The organism is Pedobacter sp. KBW06 (genome assembly GCF_003852525.1).
Lineage (GTDB): Bacteria > Bacteroidota > Bacteroidia > Sphingobacteriales > Sphingobacteriaceae > Pedobacter.
The window spans coordinates 674135-693208 of sequence record NZ_QAJL01000001.1 but is presented as its reverse complement, the minus strand read 5'-3'; the positions used below and the strand labels follow the sequence as shown (position 1 = coordinate 693208).

Annotated in this window: 13 protein-coding genes; 9 read left to right on the top strand and 4 right to left on the bottom strand. The window is 44.6% G+C overall.

What is annotated here, in order from left to right; translation table 11 throughout:
- Positions 1–228 precede the first annotated feature (228 nt).
- Positions 229–1530 (top strand): hypothetical protein, encoded by a 1302-nt coding sequence (locus DBR43_RS02700; protein WP_124577668.1) that lies wholly within the window; start codon positions 229–231, stop codon positions 1528–1530.
- A 73-nt stretch (positions 1531–1603) separates the two neighbouring features.
- On the opposite strand, the gene DBR43_RS02695 is transcribed toward DBR43_RS02700, so the two are convergent.
- Positions 1604–2335, bottom strand: a complete 732-nt coding sequence (locus tag DBR43_RS02695) for a GntR family transcriptional regulator (protein ID WP_124577666.1) — start codon at positions 2333–2335, stop codon at positions 1604–1606.
- Positions 2336–2551: 216 nt separating this feature from the next.
- Between DBR43_RS02695 and DBR43_RS02690 the strand changes: the two genes are divergently transcribed.
- Positions 2552–4375 carry a class I mannose-6-phosphate isomerase gene (locus DBR43_RS02690; RefSeq protein ID WP_124577664.1) on the top strand — a complete coding sequence of 608 codons (1824 nt, stop codon included), beginning with the start codon at positions 2552–2554 and terminating at the stop codon, positions 4373–4375.
- Between the two features lie 49 nt (positions 4376–4424).
- On the top strand, positions 4425–5807 hold the full coding sequence (locus DBR43_RS02685) for a sugar porter family MFS transporter (protein ID WP_124577662.1): 1383 nt from the start codon (positions 4425–4427) through the stop codon (positions 5805–5807).
- A 76-nt stretch (positions 5808–5883) separates the two neighbouring features.
- Here the strand turns inward: DBR43_RS02685 and DBR43_RS02680 are convergent, their stop codons facing one another.
- Positions 5884–7347, bottom strand: coding sequence for a PLP-dependent aminotransferase family protein (locus DBR43_RS02680; protein WP_124577660.1), 1464 nt, complete (start codon positions 7345–7347; stop codon positions 5884–5886).
- A 167-nt stretch (positions 7348–7514) separates the two neighbouring features.
- On the opposite strand from DBR43_RS02680, the gene DBR43_RS02675 reads away from it, so the two are divergent.
- A complete protein-coding gene (locus DBR43_RS02675; RefSeq protein WP_124577658.1) occupies positions 7515–7973 on the top strand; it encodes a GNAT family N-acetyltransferase in 459 nt (152 codons plus the stop codon).
- An 81-nt stretch (positions 7974–8054) separates the two neighbouring features.
- Here DBR43_RS02675 and DBR43_RS02670 read toward each other — a convergent pair whose 3' ends face one another.
- Positions 8055–8933 carry an alpha/beta hydrolase gene (locus DBR43_RS02670; RefSeq protein ID WP_124577656.1) on the bottom strand — a complete coding sequence of 293 codons (879 nt, stop codon included), beginning with the start codon at positions 8931–8933 and terminating at the stop codon, positions 8055–8057.
- A 361-nt stretch (positions 8934–9294) separates the two neighbouring features.
- Between DBR43_RS02670 and DBR43_RS02665 the strand changes: the two genes are divergently transcribed.
- Together DBR43_RS02665 and DBR43_RS02660 are read left to right on the top strand one after the other, a co-directional pair.
- On the top strand, positions 9295–10653 hold the full coding sequence (locus DBR43_RS02665) for an OmpA family protein (protein WP_158622402.1): 1359 nt from the start codon (positions 9295–9297) through the stop codon (positions 10651–10653).
- A 65-nt stretch (positions 10654–10718) separates the two neighbouring features.
- On the top strand, positions 10719–11483 hold the full coding sequence (locus tag DBR43_RS02660; protein ID WP_124577654.1) for a methyltransferase domain-containing protein: 765 nt from the start codon (positions 10719–10721) through the stop codon (positions 11481–11483).
- Between the two features lie 7 nt (positions 11484–11490).
- Here DBR43_RS02660 and DBR43_RS02655 read toward each other — a convergent pair whose 3' ends face one another.
- Positions 11491–11781, bottom strand: coding sequence for a putative quinol monooxygenase (locus DBR43_RS02655; RefSeq protein ID WP_124577652.1), 291 nt, complete (start codon positions 11779–11781; stop codon positions 11491–11493).
- 284 nt (positions 11782–12065) lie between these two features.
- Here DBR43_RS02655 and DBR43_RS02650 point away from each other — a divergent pair, with 284 nt between their 5' ends.
- The 3 genes from DBR43_RS02650 to DBR43_RS02640 all read left to right on the top strand — a co-directional run bounded on the left by DBR43_RS02650 (position 12066) and on the right by DBR43_RS02640 (position 19022).
- Complete coding sequence (locus DBR43_RS02650) at positions 12066–13649, top strand: cysteine peptidase family C39 domain-containing protein (protein ID WP_124577650.1); 1584 nt, start codon at positions 12066–12068, stop codon at positions 13647–13649.
- 116 nt (positions 13650–13765) lie between these two features.
- On the top strand, positions 13766–16063 hold the full coding sequence (locus DBR43_RS02645; RefSeq protein ID WP_124577648.1) for a glycosyl hydrolase family 95 catalytic domain-containing protein: 2298 nt from the start codon (positions 13766–13768) through the stop codon (positions 16061–16063).
- A 238-nt stretch (positions 16064–16301) separates the two neighbouring features.
- Positions 16302–19022: a GH116 family glycosyl hydrolase gene (locus DBR43_RS02640; protein WP_124577646.1), complete on the top strand. Its 2721-nt coding sequence runs from the start codon at positions 16302–16304 to the stop codon at positions 19020–19022.
- Positions 19023–19074 lie beyond the last annotated feature (52 nt).

Here is a 19074-nt window from a genome sequence, read left to right as displayed (position 1 = left end):
CGCCCTGATCAGGCCTGAATCCTTTGGCCTGCTTCTTTTTTCAGGAAAAGTTTTGATGCTAAATTACTATTATGTATATATGTACATACAAATAGATGAGATTGCGGTTGTATTTTTATTAAATACCGGTTTATGAGGAGATAAAGTGTGTATTTGTATAAAAGAGTAACAAGTCTATTTTATGTTTTTCTGAATTTTAAGTGTTAATCCATATAAAACTATACACGAATGAACGTCAAAATGTTAATGTTAGGTTGTCTGAGTGTCTTTGCCTTAAGTGAGGGCGCAATTGCACAGCCTGTTTCGTCTGCAAATGTTTCAAAAAAGCTCAAGTCCATAGGACCTTTGGCGGATTCTGTAAAAATAATGGCAGAGCAATTGGTACAAAAAGGCTTTACTGCCGGCGATGGCTATGGAGAAGTCTGGATCAGAGACCTGAATACCTTTGTTGGCGTGGCGGCTAAAGTGAACGATAGAGAATTGATAAAAAAGCATTTGCTTACTTTCTTTCAATTTCAGCAGCCGGATGGTGCAATTTTAGATGGTTATGTACCTGTTAAAAAAGGGGCGGTAGGCTATGATTATTATCATTCGGATCTGGCACCGGAATATGCAGGACATAAAAATACCGTAGAAACCGATCAGGAAACCTCATTGGTGCAGGCAATCGCGAAGTACGTCAGAGGAACAGGTGATAAAAGCATTTTAAAAAAGACTATCGGCGGAATACCGGTACAGAAACGCCTGGAACAGGCAATGGAATTTTTGCTGAGCAAGCGGTTTGACCAAAAACACGGGCTGTTATGGGGAGCAACCACAGTGGATTGGGGAGATGTACAGCCTGAACACGATTGGGGTGTGGTTTTGGATAGCAATTCACACTTAACAATTGATATTTACGACAATGCGATGTTTATCATTGCCATCAATGACTTTTTGGAGATCGCAAGCTTGTCGCCAAAAATGGCGGCACACTGGAAGGGGATCAAAACAAAAATTGCGGCCAATGTCCGTAAACACCTTTGGGACAAAAAACGTCAGAAGTTTCTGCCACATATTTATTTAAATGGTTCTCCTTTTCCAGCTTCGTTTGATGAGGCAGCGGTTTATTATCACGGTGGAACAGCTGTGGCAATAGAAGCTGGTCTGCTGAGTAAAGAAGAAGTGAAATCAGCCTATATAAAAATGCAGGAAAATGTAAAGAAAGCAAATGCCGCGACGATAGGCCTGACCATTTACCCGGTATATCCTGAAGGTTTCTTTAAGAATAAGGGGATGGGACCTTACTCGTATCAGAATGGGGGCGACTGGACCTGGTTTGGAGGGAGGATGGTTTCTCAGTTGATCCGTTATAACCTATTGGAGGAAGCAGTGGAAGCGATGAAGCCCATGTTGGACCGGGTGGTTAAAAACAAAGGTTTTTATGAATGGTATACTCCGGATAACAAACCTCAGGGATCTGCGAGCTTCAGGGGAGAGGCAGGGGTGCTGTGGACCGCCATTGTGGAACTTAAGCAGAAAACAAAATAATCAGCAAATCACAAAAAAAGCCTGAGTGTCATTTTACACTCAGGCTTTTTTTTGCCGGTTAAGTATGGGATGTTTATGCTCTTCTGCTTTCCACAGAATAGACAAAACTATCGGCCTTATAATAACCCAGGTTATATTCTATCGGCCGTTCTGCCTGATCATATACATACCGTTTACGGAACAATATCGGACTGCCGGGTTCTGTTTCCAGCTTTGAGGCGATAAATTTATCTGCGGCAGTTGCGCTGATCTCCTCTTTGGAAAGCTCGGCAATGATGTTATAGTCGCGCTCCAGTATATCGTAAAGTGGTCTTTTGAAATCTTCTTCCCCGGTTAAACTGGTACGGGGGTGGAAGTAAGATACAAAATAAACGAAAGGGCCTTCCGGACGGCCGCGCAGGCGTTCCAGCTTTAATATTTTCTGATCTGTTTTGATGTTGAAAAAGTTGGCGATGATCTCAGTGGGATAAATCCAGCTCACATGAAGTTCAAAGTTTTTTATAGGAATGCCTCTTGCCTGCATTTCCTGAGAAAAGCTAAGCCAGTTTACAGATTTAGAGCTGATTAACGCATCGGCAACCTTGGTGCCAACCCCTTTTTTCCGGATCAGCAAACCTTCATAAACTAATTTATTTAAAGCTTGTCGCAGTGTGGTCCGGGAGATGGCCAGCTGATTGGCAAGATCAATTTCGTTGGGTAAAAGCTTGCCATCCTGAAATTCAGGCAACTTGATCATTTTACGTAATAACTCCTCTGCCTGTATGTGTAACGGAATCGGACTCTTGTGGTTGATCGCTATCTTCATGTCTATATTTCTCTCTCCGCTTAGTGAATAGGTTTGTAGCAAAATTATGAAAATATATTTGGATATAGTTCTTAAATTACTATGTTTGTACATATGTAAACATGAAGCGTATTCGTTGAAACATTATTCTTATAAATGTCTGTTTATATTCATTTTAATACTGTTTTTATGATTTTATATGTTTGTACATATTGATTCGTTTAACCCAGCTGTAATATGATTGAAGATTCTGAAAATATACCCGAAACAAAAACTCAGGAGGAGCGGGCGGTAAATAACTGGCGACGTACTTTGCAGCCATTGCTGCCTGTAAACACCGGTACGGTACCCGCCGGTAAAAGTTATGAAAGCACACCTTTTTTCAGGTTAGGGAGCCAAAAGATCTCCAATGGTTTTGAGGAACTGACCAATTGGATCATCGGGCAGGGTACTGTCCTTATTGATGGTTATGCCGGGGTGTTTTTTGAAGAAATACAATTTCAGATTCAGGAAGAACTGGATAAACGCGATATTTCTGTAAAATGGCAGCATACCTCCGCTTACTTTAAGCCGGAAGCGGAAATTGAAGCCCTGGTTGCCCCTTATATGGGCGCTAAAAATGAGGTTTGGGGCAGGAAGACCCAGCTTGGATTAGCTGATTTCTTCAGGTATGAGGAAATTTCAGCGATTGAAAAAGAAGCAACAAAAACCATCAATATCGTGATAGGCGTAGGGGCAGGCCTGCTGAAATGGGATGCTCCTGTCCTCTATTTCGAAATCCCTAAAAATGAAATTCAGTACCGCATGAGGGCCGGGGCGATTACCAACCTGGGCAGCAGCATTACTGATGATCATTTTTCCATGTATAAGCGTTTTTACTTTATAGATTGGGTGGTGCTTAACCAGCACAGGTCAGCATTGCTGAACAGAATTGCTGTTGTTGCCGACGGGCAGTGGCTGGATGAAGTAAACTGGATATTCAGGAGCGATCTGGAAGCAGGATTGCATCGGATGAGTCATGCTGTTTTGAGGGCCAGACCCTGGTTTGAAAGCGGCTCATGGGGTGGTCAGTGGATGAAAAAACACCTGGAAGGGTTGAACAAAGACGAGCTCAATTATGCCTGGTCATTTGAACTGATCACACCGGAAAATGGCCTCGTCCTGGAAAGCGACGGGAATTTGCTGGAGATCAGCTTTGATCTTTTAATGGAACTGGAATATAAAGCCATACTTGGTAAACATGCAGCGGCTTTTGGAACGTATTTCCCGATCAGGTTCGACTTCCTTGATACTTTTCAGGGCGGAAACCTGTCCATCCAATGTCATCCTTCAAAGGCATACATACAGGAAAACTTTGGGGAAACGATTACGCAGGATGAAACCTATTACATCATGGATTGCGAACCGGGTGCGAAAGTATACCTGGGTTTTCAGGAAGACATCAACCCGGAAGAATTCCGTGCTGAACTGGAAAGCAGTCAGTTGAAAAAGGAAAAGATTGAGATAGAAAAATATGTGCAAAGTTTTTCATCCCGTAAGCATGAACTGTTTTTGATCCCCGGCGGAACAATTCACAGCTCCGGAGCCAATAACATGGTGCTGGAGATCAGTGCCACGCCTTATATTTTTACATTTAAAATGTACGATTGGCTATCCCTCGGACTGGATGGGAAACCACGTCCAATCAATATCGCACATGCATTTAACAACCTGCGTTTTGAACGCAAAGGGGAAAAGGTGCGGGAAGAACTGATTTCCCGTCAGCAGGTCATTCAACAGGGTGCAGATTGGGAGCTCCTGAAATTGCCTACCCATCAGGATCATTTTTATGAAATAGAAAGGATAGAGTTTGATACAACGGTCGAGATCTCTACCGGGGACAAGTGTCATATCCTGATGCTGGTAGAAGGGAGCTCTATTTCCGCAGAAGTCAACGATGCTGATACCTACCGCTTTAATTATGCTGAAACGTTCATTGTACCAGCTGCAACCGGCAGGTATAAACTGATAAATCATGATCAAAGACGGGCCAAAGTCATCAAGGTCTTTCTCAAAGACTAGCCTGAACAACCAAGCTAAACTTAACTAATAACCTGACCAAATATAAAATATGAACCACAACAATAACCGCTACCTTGGGCTGATTACGCTCGTAGCTTCCTTAGGCGGACTGCTTTTCGGTTTCGATATGGCAGTGATATCAGGCGTATTGCCCTTTGTAGAAAAGAAATTTGATTTGACGGCATTCTATGAAGGGCTTTTTGTCTCCTCGGCATTGATCGGCTGTATCATAGGGGTGTCCTTTTCAGGGAATTTAAGTGATAAAATTGGCCGGAAAAAGATGTTGTTCATCTCGGCCATCCTGTTCCTGATTTCAGCAATAGGATGCTCGCTCGCCGAGACGCTTCACTCGCTGATTGCCTTCCGTTTAATAGGTGGGCTGGGAGTGGGGGTTGCCTCCATTGTGGTACCGCTGTACATTTCAGAAATCGCACCGGCAGCGATCAGAGGGCGCCTGGTGACCTGTTATCAACTGGCGATCACCGCAGGTATTTTAATTGCTTATGTGTCAAATTCGCTGTTGCTGAATTATTCGGCAACGCATTCAGAAACCGGTTTTTCCGCGCTTGCAGATCTGGTTTACCTGAAGGAAGTCTGGAGGGGGATGTTTAGTTTGGGCGGCGTATTGGCGATCCTGTTTTTGGCCGGATTGTTCTTTGTTCCGGAAAGCCCGAGATGGCTGATCAGAAAAGGACGCGCTGCAGAAGGCCTGGCCATTCTGAAACAGCTGAATAACGGACAAATAAAATCGGTGGAAGCAGCTGTAGCGGTAGAAAGTAAGGAAGAGCAGGGAAGCTATAAAGAATTGTTTTCTCCAAAACTGAGGAAAGCAATGTTGCTTGGGGTCTTATTGCCTTTGTTTTCCCAGCTCAGTGGGATCAACGCGATCATCTATTATGGTCCTTCTATTCTGAACGATGCGGGAATTGCCTTAGAGAACTCTTTTTTAGGACAGGTCATCTTTGGGGCAGCCAATCTGATTTTTACATTTATTGCGATCTGGAAGGTGGATCAATGGGGCAGAAGACCCCTTTATCTGCTGGGAACGATAGGGGCTTTTATCAGTTTATTTGTGACAGGTTTTCTCTTTGCACAAGGCCTCACTTCGGGATGGTTACTGCTGATCAGTGTGACTGTTTTTCTGGCCTGTTTTGCCTTTTCTATAGGACCCCTGAAATTTGTAGTTGCCTCCGAAATCTTTCCTACCCGAATCAGGGGTAAGGCACTTGGGCTTAGTATTATGGTGATGTGGGTGGCCGATACGATCATGGGACAGATCACCCCGATTTTACTGAAATATGCGGGTACACCGGCCACATTCTGGGTATTCAGCTTTTTCTGTCTGATCGCTTTTATTACCGTTTATAAACTGCTGCCGGAGACCAAAGGAAAATCATTGGAAGAAATCGAGTCGTTTTGGGAGCAAAAATAAGTCCTGTTTTTACTTTTTTGCCTGCCAGTCAATAAGTAAGGAACAATGTCTTCGCAGAAACCATAAACAGCAGGAATTAGAGCTTCAGGTAAGCATCAGCCAATAGCTGAATGCCTTCTTTTAATTCATTTTCTGTTAATGAGCCATAGCCCAGGCGCATGCCTTTTCTTGCTTTGTTGTCTTCATAAAAACCTCCGGGAGGTACAATCTGAACGTTCTTATGCTTAAGATTTTGAATATAGGCATCAAAATCAATTTCTTCATTGAATTCCAGCCAATAAGCGAGCCCCCCCTCTGGTTTATTGAATTTGATAGAAGAGCCAAAAAATTGATGAAGATAGCCTGCCATTAAGTCCCGTTTGTGACGGTAAACAACCGATGCCTTTCTGGAATGCCTGCCGATGATGCCTTCTTCCATAAGGTCGGCGATGGCATGTTCAAGTATGTTATCCCCCTGTCGGTCTACCTGTATGCGTAGGTTGACAAGGGATTGCATAAATTCTTTCGGGCCTGTGATATAGCCAATCCTGATTGCGGGGGCAATTAACTTACTAAAGGAGCTGATATAAATCACATTGGCCGCCATATCACTGCTGGACAGTGCGAGGTTATTTCCTGCCCCGAAATGGTATTCATGATCGTAATCATCTTCTATTACTGCAAAGCCATACTTTATGGAGAGTTCCAGAAGCCTGATTCTCCTGCCGGCTTTCATCGTCACTGTGGTTGGGAACTGATGGTGCGGGGTAACATAAATGGCTTTGACCTGCATTTTTTTACACATGGATTCCAGTGCCTCCGGATCAAGCCCTTCCTCGTCCACTGCTACGCTTTTTACATTTGCCCCGGCTTCGGCAAAGATTTTTCTGATCGCAGGATAACCAGGTTGTTCTACAACAACGACATCACCCGTATTGATCAGAACTTTTGCGGCCAGGTATAAGGCCATTTGGCTCCCTCTGGTGATGCAGATGTTGTTCACATCTACCTGAAAGCCCCTGTCTCTTGATAAAAGCAGGACCAGCATCTCCCTGAGTTTTAAATCCCCGCGTTCTGCACCATAGCCCAGGAGCTGCCATCTTCCCTGTCGCTCGAGGATGCGCCGGTAAGCTCTGGACAGTTCTTTTAAAGGGGCCAGGCGGTTGTCGGGAGCGCCTTCGTTAAAAACAATCAGATTTCCCGACAATGGACGGTCTGTGAGCGGATCCGGGGCAAATTCCCTGAACCCGAAATTGGCATTTAGCTGCCGGGCTTTTTGGGGTTGGTCCCTCTTTATTTCCGGCAGGTTTTCGGAGACAAAGGTTCCTGACTTCGCCCTGCTTTCTGCCCAGCCCTCGGCGATAAGGGATTGGTAGGCAAAGATGACCGTCTTCCGGTTTACACCAAGATCTTCCGCCAGTGCCCTGCTGCCTGGCAGGGGAGCCCCTTTTTCCAGTCTGCCTTTTGTAATTTCCTGCCTGATCACTGCAGCAATTTGTGCTACCAGTGTTTGTTCGGCATTAAAAGAAATATTAAAAATCGTTTTCCATGGTCTTAACATCCGGTCCTATGCTTATCTGTGAATCTTGTGGTCTTAAGGGACCAAATTTAAATTGTTTTTCTGTGATAAATGAGCTGGACCCATCAGATTCTAAAAACTGGAGGAATACAAGTTTCCTGATTTTAGGAAGCTTTGCGCATTGTTTAATCTTTAAAATTTAATGCTAAATGGAAAAAATCGTAAAAGCAGGTATGGCGCATCTGGAAGAGTTTTCGGAATTATTTAACAGCTACAGGATTTTCTATGAGCAGCCCTCTGATCTGGGAAAGGCAACCGCTTTTTTAAAGGACCGGATTACAAATGGCGAGTCGGAGACTTTTCTTGCCATGGTAGATGGGAAGGCCGTTGGCTTTGCCCAGCTTTATTCCTTATTTCATTACAAGACCCTGAAACGCCAGTGGTTATTGAGTGATCTGTTTGTCCACCCTGATTACAGGGGCCTTGGATTATCGGTCAAAATTATTGACAGGTGTAAGGATTTTTGTGAGGAGACCGATGCCTGTGGCCTTTTGCTGGAAACCCAGAAGACAAACGAGATCGGGAACAAGCTGTATCCAAGATGTGGATTTGAATTGGACGGGGAACACAACTATTACAACTGGTGGAAGCAGGAACTGATCAAATAAGTACTCAGGATCCGTTTACCACAAAGCCCCTGGGATGAAATTCCAGGGGCTTTGCTGGGTATCAGCACTGCTGTTGCAGCCTTATTTTTGATATTCTGTTTTAGGGTATAATAATTTGAATGCATTGTAAACCGCCTGATGGATGGCTGTAGAATGAATTTCATTTGGCATATAGTCAAACTGAACCTGTTTAAGGTTTACCCCATCCTGTTTCAATACTTCTCCCAGTGCTACTGCGTCGTTATACATGGTCAGGTCTTCTTCTTTACTGCAGGCGCCAACATAGACCTGAACATTGCTGTTATTTCCTGTTTTCAGCAATTTCCCTGCTTCCGCCAGCAGAGATTCATTTCCCCACCACAGGCTGGGCGTGACAATGATATAGGTACTGAACAGGTCGCGGTGTTTCAATAAGATCTCCGTGGCCAGGAGTCCGGCAAAAGATTCACCGATTACTGTTTTCTGAGCCGTTGTTTTATACTTTTTGCTGATGTAAGGCTGCAATTCTTTTTCCAGAAAAGCGATGTATTTAGCCGATCCGCCTACTGCGGGGAAGCTTTCTTTCTTAAAGCCCATTTTCTCTACGAAATCCAGGTTAGGTACAGCAAAGCTGAAATCGCGTTTCCTGTTCGTGTTCTCTATCCCTACCACTATAGATTTAGGAAACCTGTTGATCCAGGGTTGGGTATTGAACCTTACAATTCCCGCAATATGGATAAAATCTTCATTCACACCTCCATCAAGGACATAGATAACCGGATACCTGGTGGTGTCGTTTTGTTTATAGTCTTCAGGAAGATAAATGCTGATTTTTCTTTCTTCTCCTAATATTTTTGAGGGGATCTTCTGGACAGATCCAATAACCATGGGGCTGCTTTTATCGGTGTCTTTTCCATTCTTTTGGGCAAAAGAAAGGTTCATAAAAAAGCTGAGTAATAGTACTAAGGATGCTGTTTTCATCGGGTGATTTTTGATTTCTGTTTATAATGGGTAATAAATACCAAATATAGGGAGCTTTTTCAGGTTCAAAAAATCACAGGGCCACAGGTCATGGATATTTTACCTTAAAGTATAAACAGAATATTGCTGATGTAATGACAGGCAAGAGCCAAACAAAAAACTTCTTTTATTGTTAAATTGTTTTAAGGCGCTGATTTTCAACTTTAAGTGTTTGAATTTGCATTGGTGTAGATGCTGGTTATGGTATCGGATTGAAATTATAGGTGGGTTGTATCATGTTGGTTTGAATATTATGAGTTAGGATATCTTTTTTGTGAAAGATGCATAATGATTTAAAATTTCTAACCTAAAACCTATAAACATGAATTTAATTGAAATGTTAAAGAATGAGGTAAGCCCGGATGTGGTCTCATCTTTAAGCCAGAAAGCTGGCGTAACCGAGGACCAGGTGAAAACCGGGTTTGCTGCAGGTATTCCCGCCATCCTTGCCGGGATCCTGAAAAACGGAGCCGGAGCTGATTCAGGCTTTCTGGGCAAAATACTCTCCAATGTGACCAATTCAGGTACGGTAAGTCAGACTGAAGATTTACTCGGCAGCGGAGATGATGCTTTACTGGAGAAAGGAAAGTCAATGTTAGGTGGCTTGTTTGGTAAAGATAGTGATGCGATCAGCGGGTCCCTTTCTTCATCCAGTGGATTGTCTGCTGATAAATCGGCAGGTTTACTGGCAATGATTGCCCCTTTGGTTACCGGATTTATTGCAAAGATAATGGCAGGTAAAGGATGGAGCATTACCGATTTATTAGGAAAAATTTTTGAAAGTAAAGCCGACATTACTGCTGCCCTTCCGCAAGGTTTAGGGGATTCTTTAGGTCTGGCGGGCATCAATATGCCAAATGTCGATATTCCGAAAGTAGAAATACCGGTGGTAGAAGTGCCGAAAGTAGAACTGCCAAAAGTAGAGGTCCCGAAAGTTGCCCCGATAAATTACGGACCATCCGGTGATACCAGATCGGGCGGCGGCTTTTTAAAATGGCTGATTCCTTTATTGATCATCCTGGTAGGGGCCTGGTGGATCATGGGCAGGTCAGGATGTAATACATCTAAGATGAACGTCAGCGCAGACTCTTTATCAGCGAAAGTAGATTCGATGGGAAGTCGCATGGACTCTGCCGGAACGGCGATGAAAGCAGGGGCAGAGGCCGTAACTGGTGCCATTGCCGGTAAATTAAATGAAGCCGGAGATTTTGTAAGGGACCTGGGAGCCCGGATTACTAAAAAACTACCGGACGGAACGGAGATCAGTATCGGAGAGAATTCTGTAGAAAACAGGTTGATCTCCTTTATTGAAGACAAGGATAAAGCAGTGGATAAAACCACCTGGTTTACTTTTGACAGGTTATACTTTGAAACCGGAAAAAGCACACTAAAGGCCGAATCACAGGAACAGTTAAAAAATATCACTGCGATTTTAAAAGCTTATCCAAACCTAAAGCTGAAAATGGGAGGTTATACCGATAATACCGGTGATGCTGGGGTAAACAAGAAAATATCAAACGAAAGGGCAAATGCAGCAGTGCAGGAGCTGGTGAAACTGGGGGTAGATGCGAAGCGTCTGGAAGCAGAAGGTTATGGTCCTGAGCACCCCATTGCCAGCAATGATACGCCTGAAGGAAGGGCCCAAAACCGTCGTATTGACATTCGTGTAATTCAAAAATAATCATTAATAACGAAGGAAATGCCCGGCCGGTAACAGGCCGGGCATTTATAAAAAGACAGGAACTTATGGCATGGAATCCGGATATCTATAATACTTTTAAAGAACAACGCTACCAGCCTTTTTATGATTTGCTGTCGCTGGTAAAGGTAAGGCCGGATTTGAAAGTGATAGACCTCGGTTGCGGAACCGGGGAACTGACCCGTAAGCTGAGCGATCAGCTGCCCGGTGCAGAGGTCCTGGGCATCGATGCTTCGGCCGAGATGTTGAGAGATGCCGGCACTTTTAGCCGGAAGAACCTGAGTTTTGAGCAATCAGAGATTGAGGCACATCTCCAAAGCGGGGCAACATATGACCTCATCTTTTCAAATGCCGCATTGCAATGGATCGACGGACATCAGCAATTGTTTCCTGAAATCATTGCTTCCCTTAAAGAAGGCGGGCAACTCGCTGTGCAGGTTCCCTCAAATCATGAACATTTTACCCACCGTACACTTAGAAGCATCGCTGCCGAAGAACCCTTTAAAACGGCGTTTGATGGTTGGCTGAGAGGTTTGTCTGTGCTTTCCATTGAAAATTATTCCAGGATCCTGTTCGACAATGGTGCCCGGGAAATCACGGTTTATGAAAAGATTTATCCGCATATTCTGAAAGATGCCATGGCCATTTACGACTGGACTTCGGGCACGGCAATGATCCCTTATGTAGAAAGACTGGAGGGAGGTTTAAAAGAAGATTTCATCAAAGAATATCAAAAGAGACTGCTGAAAGAATATCCCCGGCAGCCTGTTTTTTATCCGTTTAAACGAATCCTCATGTCGGGGATATTCTAATGTCAGATCAGCTGATCTTTTCTGTGTGATAAATTTGTACCGTTCCATCAATAAAATCTGCTGAACCGGCTATAAAATCTGCAATATGGGGTTGGGAATTGTGAAGGTCCCATCCTTTACGGCTTTCCCAGATTTCATGGAAAATAAAAACATTGGGGTTTTCCTGGTCCTGATGCAGGTCATATTGCAGACAGGCATTTTCCTTTCTGGATTCCACAACAAGTTGTTGCAGGAGTGTTTTCATCGCATCAGATGCGCCTTCTTTACTTTTTACAATAGCGGTTAAGTATATACTCATTTCTTGATGTTTTAATGTCGGGACAAAGGTAAGGACGTTTTTCTATTCCTCTCATCAGATGAATCATGCCTTTGTATTATAATTCTGAGGTCTGGTCAAATGAAAACACCTGCTTTTTTCTGGATTTAATAAAGGAGATGATAATTAGTTAAATATTATAAGAAAATATATTGCAAATGTGCTTATGTTTTTTGTAGATTAGTTTAACTCAATTGTTCCTAATGTTTGTAAAGTAAATTTATTCAGGTGTAAATATTCCTTTTTGTAAATCAACTGTTCTCTATATGATAAACCCATTGCAATCCAGGCTGGAAAATTCTGAAGCCGTTGTTATCTCCCTTATAAAAGCGCTTCAGGTCAATGTAAGCAAGTTTACAGCCATTAATACTTTGAATGAGCATCCGGAATATCCGAGTTTGCTGGCGATTAGTGATTCCTTAAATGGCTGGAGGATCCCCCACGAAACCTATAGAATAGACAAAGCTGATTATAATGCTGCAGACCTTTCTTTTCCTTTAATTGCGCATTTCAAAGATAGCGGTGGAAGGTTTGTGCTGATCCATGGGATTGCAAACGGGAAAGTAACCTATAGCAACGAAACGGAGAAAAAGGCAGTGATGGAAGAAGCAGATTTCCTCAGGAACTGGGACGGAATTCTGTTGTATGCCCAAAAAGAAGCGCACAGTGGTGAAGAAAATTACAGTATGGAATTGCTTAAAGGCTGGTTCGATCAGGCCCGTGCTCCCTTTTTAATCCTGCTGTTGCTGGCATGTATTGCAGCTTCCATCAATTACTCAGGAATAAGTATTGCCTATGGGGGCTTACTGGTCGTAAAACTGGTAGGGCTGGTGGTGAGCGTGTTGTTGCTGATGCACAGTATTGACGGCAACAATCCCTTTATACAGAATTTATGCAGCCTTGGAAAAGAAAATAACTGTAATGCGATCTTAAAGTCGGATGCGGCCAAAGTGACCAGCTGGCTAAGCTGGAGTGAAGTAGGCATGTTCTATTTTGCAGGCTCCTTTCTTTCCCTGTTATTGTATCCGCAATCCGTCAGCTTACTGGCCTGGCTATGTGTGGCTTCCTTACCTTATACTTTTTATTCCATCGGATACCAGATCAAGATTAAAAACTGGTGTGTACTGTGCTGCACGATACAAGGCGTACTCTGGCTGGAAGCTTTTGCTTTCCTGATGAATTCCTCTTATACCTTTGACATCCCTCTTTCGGTGCTTCCGGCTGTGGCGGTTTGTTTTTTACTTCCAATTGCCATCTGGGCATTCATCAAACCTTTTCTTACTAAGGCCGGGCAAACGAAACACCTGAAACAACAGCTCAAAGGCTTCAAATACAATAGTGATTTGTTTAATAAATTGCTGACCGGACAACCACGTTATGCCGTACCTGAAGAATTGCAGGCCATTAAACTGGGCAATCCGAATGCAGAAACGATCATCACGATGGTCACCAACCCTTTTTGCGGACCATGTGCTGCCACTCATAAAATGCTGGACGAATGGTTGCTGACCCGGGAAGACCTGCAGCTGAAGATTTTATTTACTACAGCAAATACCGAGGAGGATGCCCGCACAAAAGTGGCCAGGCATGTTACTGCACTGAGCCTTTCCAAAGATGGAAAATATGTAGGTGAAGCATTAAACGGCTGGTATAAGCAAAGCAGTAAAGACTACGATACCTGGGCCAGTCAGTACCCCGTAAAGATCAATGAAGAAATCAATACGGTAACAGAAAAGCAAAAAGCCTGGTGCGAAATGGCTGAAATTACCTTTACACCGACCATTCTTGTCAATGGATATAAACTAATGGACCCTTACAGGCTGGAAGATATCCAGTTCATGGATATTTAGGGATTTGGGTATAACATTAAGCTTTTTTGGCATATTGGCAAAATTTTGAGTAAATCTGACTAGATTTAATTAAAGGATTCATCCATAGGGGGTATGGACATCTTAAATTTAATCTTATGAAACAGATTTACTCTGGTTTTGTCTTTTTGTTATGCAGCATCGCGGTGGCTGCCCAGGTAAAAAATCCGGAAATCAATTGGGGGGATTACATGAAGCGCCAGACCATGCGCTGGGATTCCATCAGCACAAGTTATTACACAGGCATCTTACTGGGGAACGGTTTGCTGGGAACCAATATCTACAAAGAAGACGATTATACCATCCGGTTTGACATCGGAAGAACCGATGTTACCGACCAGCGGGAACATCAGGGAACGGCACTTTCGGAAGCGCTGATTTCCCGGCCAAGATTACCTATCGGAAGGATGACACTGAAGACCATAGGTAAAATCACCGGAGCTAAGATGAGTCTGGACATCTATAATGCAAAAGCTGAGGGGACCATCTATACCAGCAAAGGAAGCCTGGAATTCAGCTCATTTGTGGCCGCCAACAACAATGTCATTTATATCCGTGCAAAAGGCACACAACAGGAAAAAAACATCAACTGGCAGTTTGTAGCGGAAAACAGTAAAAGTCCGCGCATGAACCAGAACAATACCGGAAATCCTGAAGTATATCCGGAAAACCCGGCCTTCTCCCTTAAAAAATCAGGAATATTTTCTCTTTGTCATCAATTGCTCTTAAACGGTGGCGGGTATGCCACGGCCTGGACGGCGAAAAAAGGGCCAAATGAAAGCACCATGCTGATTTCTGTCGGATATGACGGGGAGGGGCAGCTGGATGAAGTAAAGGAGGCAACGACTGCAATTAACAGCTTCATCGCCACAAAGATGCCGGTTGTTTTTGCCGCGCATCAGAAATGGTGGCATCAGTTTTACCAGCAGAGCTTTCTTTCTCTTCCGGATCAGCGGATGGAAAGTTTTTACTGGATTCAGCTGTATAAGCTGGCTGCGGCAACCAGGGCCAATAAGCCGATGGTCGACCTGATGGGGCCATGGTTTACCAGTAAAACACCATGGCCGGGCATTTGGTGGAACCTCAATACACAATTAACCTATTCCCCGATTTTTGCCTCCAATCATATGGAACTGGGTAAATCGCTGTTCAATACCCTGAATAAAAACCTGGCAAACCTGATCGCTAATGTTCCCACGGAATGGCAGAAAGATGCGGCCGCTATCGGGCGGACGACGGGATATGACCTGGTGTCTCCATTGCTGGAGGCCAATAAAGAGCATGGGCAATTTGAACTCGGTAACCTCACCTGGGTCATGTTTTATTATCATCAGTATTATGCTTATACCAAAGACCGGGAGGAACTCGCAAAATACATCTACCCATTGTTAAAAAGGTCGGTAAACCATCTTTTGTATCATTTGAAAAAAGATGAGGCAGGCGTTTTTCATTTGCCTTCTTCTTTTTCTCCGGAGTACAAATATGCCGAAGATGCCAATTACGCTTTATCCAGCTTGCGCTGGGGCTTGCAAACGCTGATTGCACTGGATAAAAAAGAAGGGCTGAAAGATGCAGACCGCGAAAAATGGGAATCGGTAATGGAACATCTGGTTCCTTATCCTGCAGACAGTACCGGTCTGATGATTGGGAAGGATGTACCCCTGACGAGCTCACACCGTCATTATTCCCACCTGCTGATGATTTATCCTTACCGCCTGATCAATGCCGATCAGCCGGAGAACAGGGAGCTCATAGAGAAATCCCTGAACCACTGGATTTCACTCAAAGGTGCTTTGCAGGGTTATACCTTTACCGGTGCAGCTTCGATCAATGCCATGATGGGGAAAGGAAATGAATCCTGCGAGCTGTTGAACCAGCTGTTTGACCAGTTCATCAAGCCCAATACCCTGTATCAGGAGTCCGGTCCGGTGATCGAAACCCCACTCTCTGCGGCTACTTCTATTCAGGAGCTGCTGATCCAAAGCTGGGCAGGCAAAATAAGGGTTTTCCCTGCCGTCCCTGATCAATGGAAAAATGTGTCATTTGATAAATTGCGTGCGGAAGGTGGATTTCTGGTTTCTGCGAACAGGGAAGATGGTGCCACTTCGTTTATACGGATTTTCAGCACCAAAGGGGATAGCTGCCAGGTGCAGACCGATATGAAAGTGAGCATGGTAAGTTCCGACAAAAGGAAAGAACTCGCCTTTACGGTATTTGAGCATGAAGGGAAAATGAACCTCAGCTTTTCTACCATTCCCGGCGAAACGATCTTACTCTCGGCGGGATACGATACGAGCAAATTTAACATCCTGCCGGTAAAGTCAACGATCCGGGAAAACTGGAGCTGGGGCCTGAAAACCAAAGCCTTCGCCGGTTCAAAGCAGGGAGGTGGTTGATCCGCACTGATCGCCCTGCAGGTAAATGTTGTATCCTTTCATCATTATATTAAGTGATTTTGGCATAACAGAAATTATCTCGGTTAAACCCTTTAGATTTAATTGAACAGCTGGTTATTTGCAGGTGCTCCGGGCGCTTCTGATCTCCCTATGCCTCAGGGTTTCGGAGCCGGATTTGCATGCCGGGCTTCCGGGCGATCCCTGATGTTTCGATGAACACACAGAAAGAACCACATAAATGATAAAAACAACCTCAACAGCACGAAGGGACTTTATAAAGAAAGCAGGTTTGCTGACCGCAGGCTTTGCCTTCCTGCAATTCCCCGTCTGGGCAAAAAGCATTTTTGCCTCCGACTATCCGAAACACAATATTCCCGAAGAAAAGAACATAGATCCGCAATGGTTGAAATCACTTTTTAACCGGGGTCAGGCTACGGCTTATCTTAAAACCAGGAACGAACTGAAATATATCGGAATGCCTGTAGGAGGTTTACATGCAGGAACAGTATATGTTGGCGGAGACGGGAGGCTTTGGCTTTGGCAGATTTACAATGAAACCTTTGAGGGGAATCAGGAAGGGATCGATCCTAAAGTAGTGAACTGGAATGACGGGACCTCTGTAAGGCAGATTCGTGTGCGGGATGGTGCGGCCTATATAGAGCCGGCCATTGCAGCCAATAAACGGGTCCTGGAACAAGGTTTTGCGGTAAAACTGGTCATCAATGGAAAGACCATCGTAAAAGAATTAAACGAAGAACATTGGGACGAGGTTACTTTCAGGCCTGCCTATCCGATGGCAACGATCAGTTATAGCAGCAAAGATTTTCCGCTGACTGTTCAATTGAAAGTCTATTCTCCTTTTATTCCGCTCGATGCTGCCGATTCGGCATTGCCGGCGACGGTATTGAGGCTGGAGGTAAAAAATACAAGCAGCAGCCCTGCAGAAGTTTCCCTGATCGGCTGGATGGAAAACGGCGTCAATAAATTAAGCGCTAAGGAAGGTTCCGGAAAACGCAAAAATGAAGCCCTTTCTACGGCAAATGCCACACATATCTTTTCCACTTTTGGGGGATCCGAAGAGCTGGCTAAAGCAATAGACCATGGTACCATGTGTTTCAGCTTTCATGGCGGGAATGCGAAGGGTTATGCGGCTTTTCAGCCCTGGCCGGTAAAGGCGCAGAGTTTTGACAGTACTCCGGTGGAGTCGGCTACCGCATTGGCTCCGGAAAAGCTGGTTGCCGCTATTGGCATTCATCAAAGTCTTGCCCCAGGGAAATCTGTTACCGCCAATTATTCGGTCAGCTGGCATTTCAATAATGCCAATCCCAAACTGAAAAATCTGGTGAAGGATGCCGGAGCAGGATATCAGTATGGTAAAAGGTTTAAAGATGCGAAAGCCGTAAGCACTTACCTCAATGCCCATTTTGGGAAGCTGAGCAGGACAACTGAGCTTTGGGTGAAGACCTGGAACGATACTACCTTACCACATTGGTTTATGGAGCGGACCTTTTTAAACATCGGGACCCTGGCCACTGCCAACACCTATAGGTTTGCAGATGGAAGGTTCTGGAGCTGGGAAGGGGTGGGGGCTTGTGCCGGAACCTGTACGCATGTCTGGCAATATGCACATGCCGTTGCCCGGATCTTTCCCGAGCTGGAAAGAGACCTGCGTGAGCGCGTAGATCTTGGCCTTGGATTTAAAGAAGAAAGCGGGGCCATCATGTTCCGGGGTGAAAATGAAACCCATCCTGCAATCGACGGGCAGGCAGGAACGGTATTGCGCTTTTACAGGGAGCACCAGATGAATGCCGACGACTCCTTTCTGCGTACGAACTGGCCAAAGATCAAAAAAGCAGTGGAATTTATGCTCGCCCAGGATAAAAACGGGGATGGGATGACCGATACGCCAATGGAAAATACATTGGATGCAGTTTGGGAAGGAGAGATCGCCTGGATTGTAGGGCTTTGTATTGCGGCCGCAAAAGCAGCCCAGCTCATGGCCGAAGAAATGGGGGATAAGGATTTTGCTAAAATATGTGAAAACTATGCCGGCAATGGGCGAAAAAACATGGAGAAGGAACTTTTCAACGGGGAGTACTTTATTCATCGTCCCGATGCGGCACAGGGCCGCAAGAAATTAGGTTCCTACAATACCTGTCATATTGATCAGGTATACGGACAGAGTTGGGCCTTTCAGGTGGGTTTGCCCAGAGTGCTCGCTAAGGATAAAGCGCTGGCAGCATTGAAAGCGTTATGGAAATACAATTTCACGATGGATGTAGGCCCTTATATTAAAACCCATATTGGGGGGCGTCCTTACGCGCTTGAAGGAGAGGGGGGCATGGTGATGAATACCAATCCTCACGATGAACCACAGCCTTTTGGCGAAAATGTAAGCTGGCAGCTGGGGTATTTCCATGAATGTATGAGCGGCTTTGAGCACCAGGTGGCCGCACACATGATGGCAGAGGGAATGATCGGGGAAAGCCTTGTGCTGACCCGGGTGATCCAGGACCGCTACCATGCTTCAAAAAGAAATCCTTTTAATGAAATCGAATGTAGTGACCATTATGCCAGGGCAATGGCGAGTTACGGGACTTTTATCAGCGCCTGCGGCTTTACCTGTCATGGCCCGAAAGGAGAACTGGGCTTTGCGCCGAAATGGAACAAAGCGGATTTTAAAGCAGCCTTTACCACGGCCAAAGGATGGGGTACTTATGTGCAGAAGCAAACCGGGACGAAGCAGTCGCATCAGCTGAAACTGAGCTATGGTGATTTATCCCTTCAAAAGTTAAGCCTGGAAAAAATAGGAACAGGAAATTTGAAGTCTGCGGTGGCGATGCTGGATCAAAAAAAAGTGCCACTGCGCTTTAAACAACAGGGAGATACCCTGGAGCTTATTTTCGACAGCAGGTTGCTGATCAAAGAAAATCAAAGTTTAAGTGTCGTTTTTTCCTGATGACATTTAGCTCATCAGTAATCAGGTACAAGGAATCCAGTAAGTACATCAA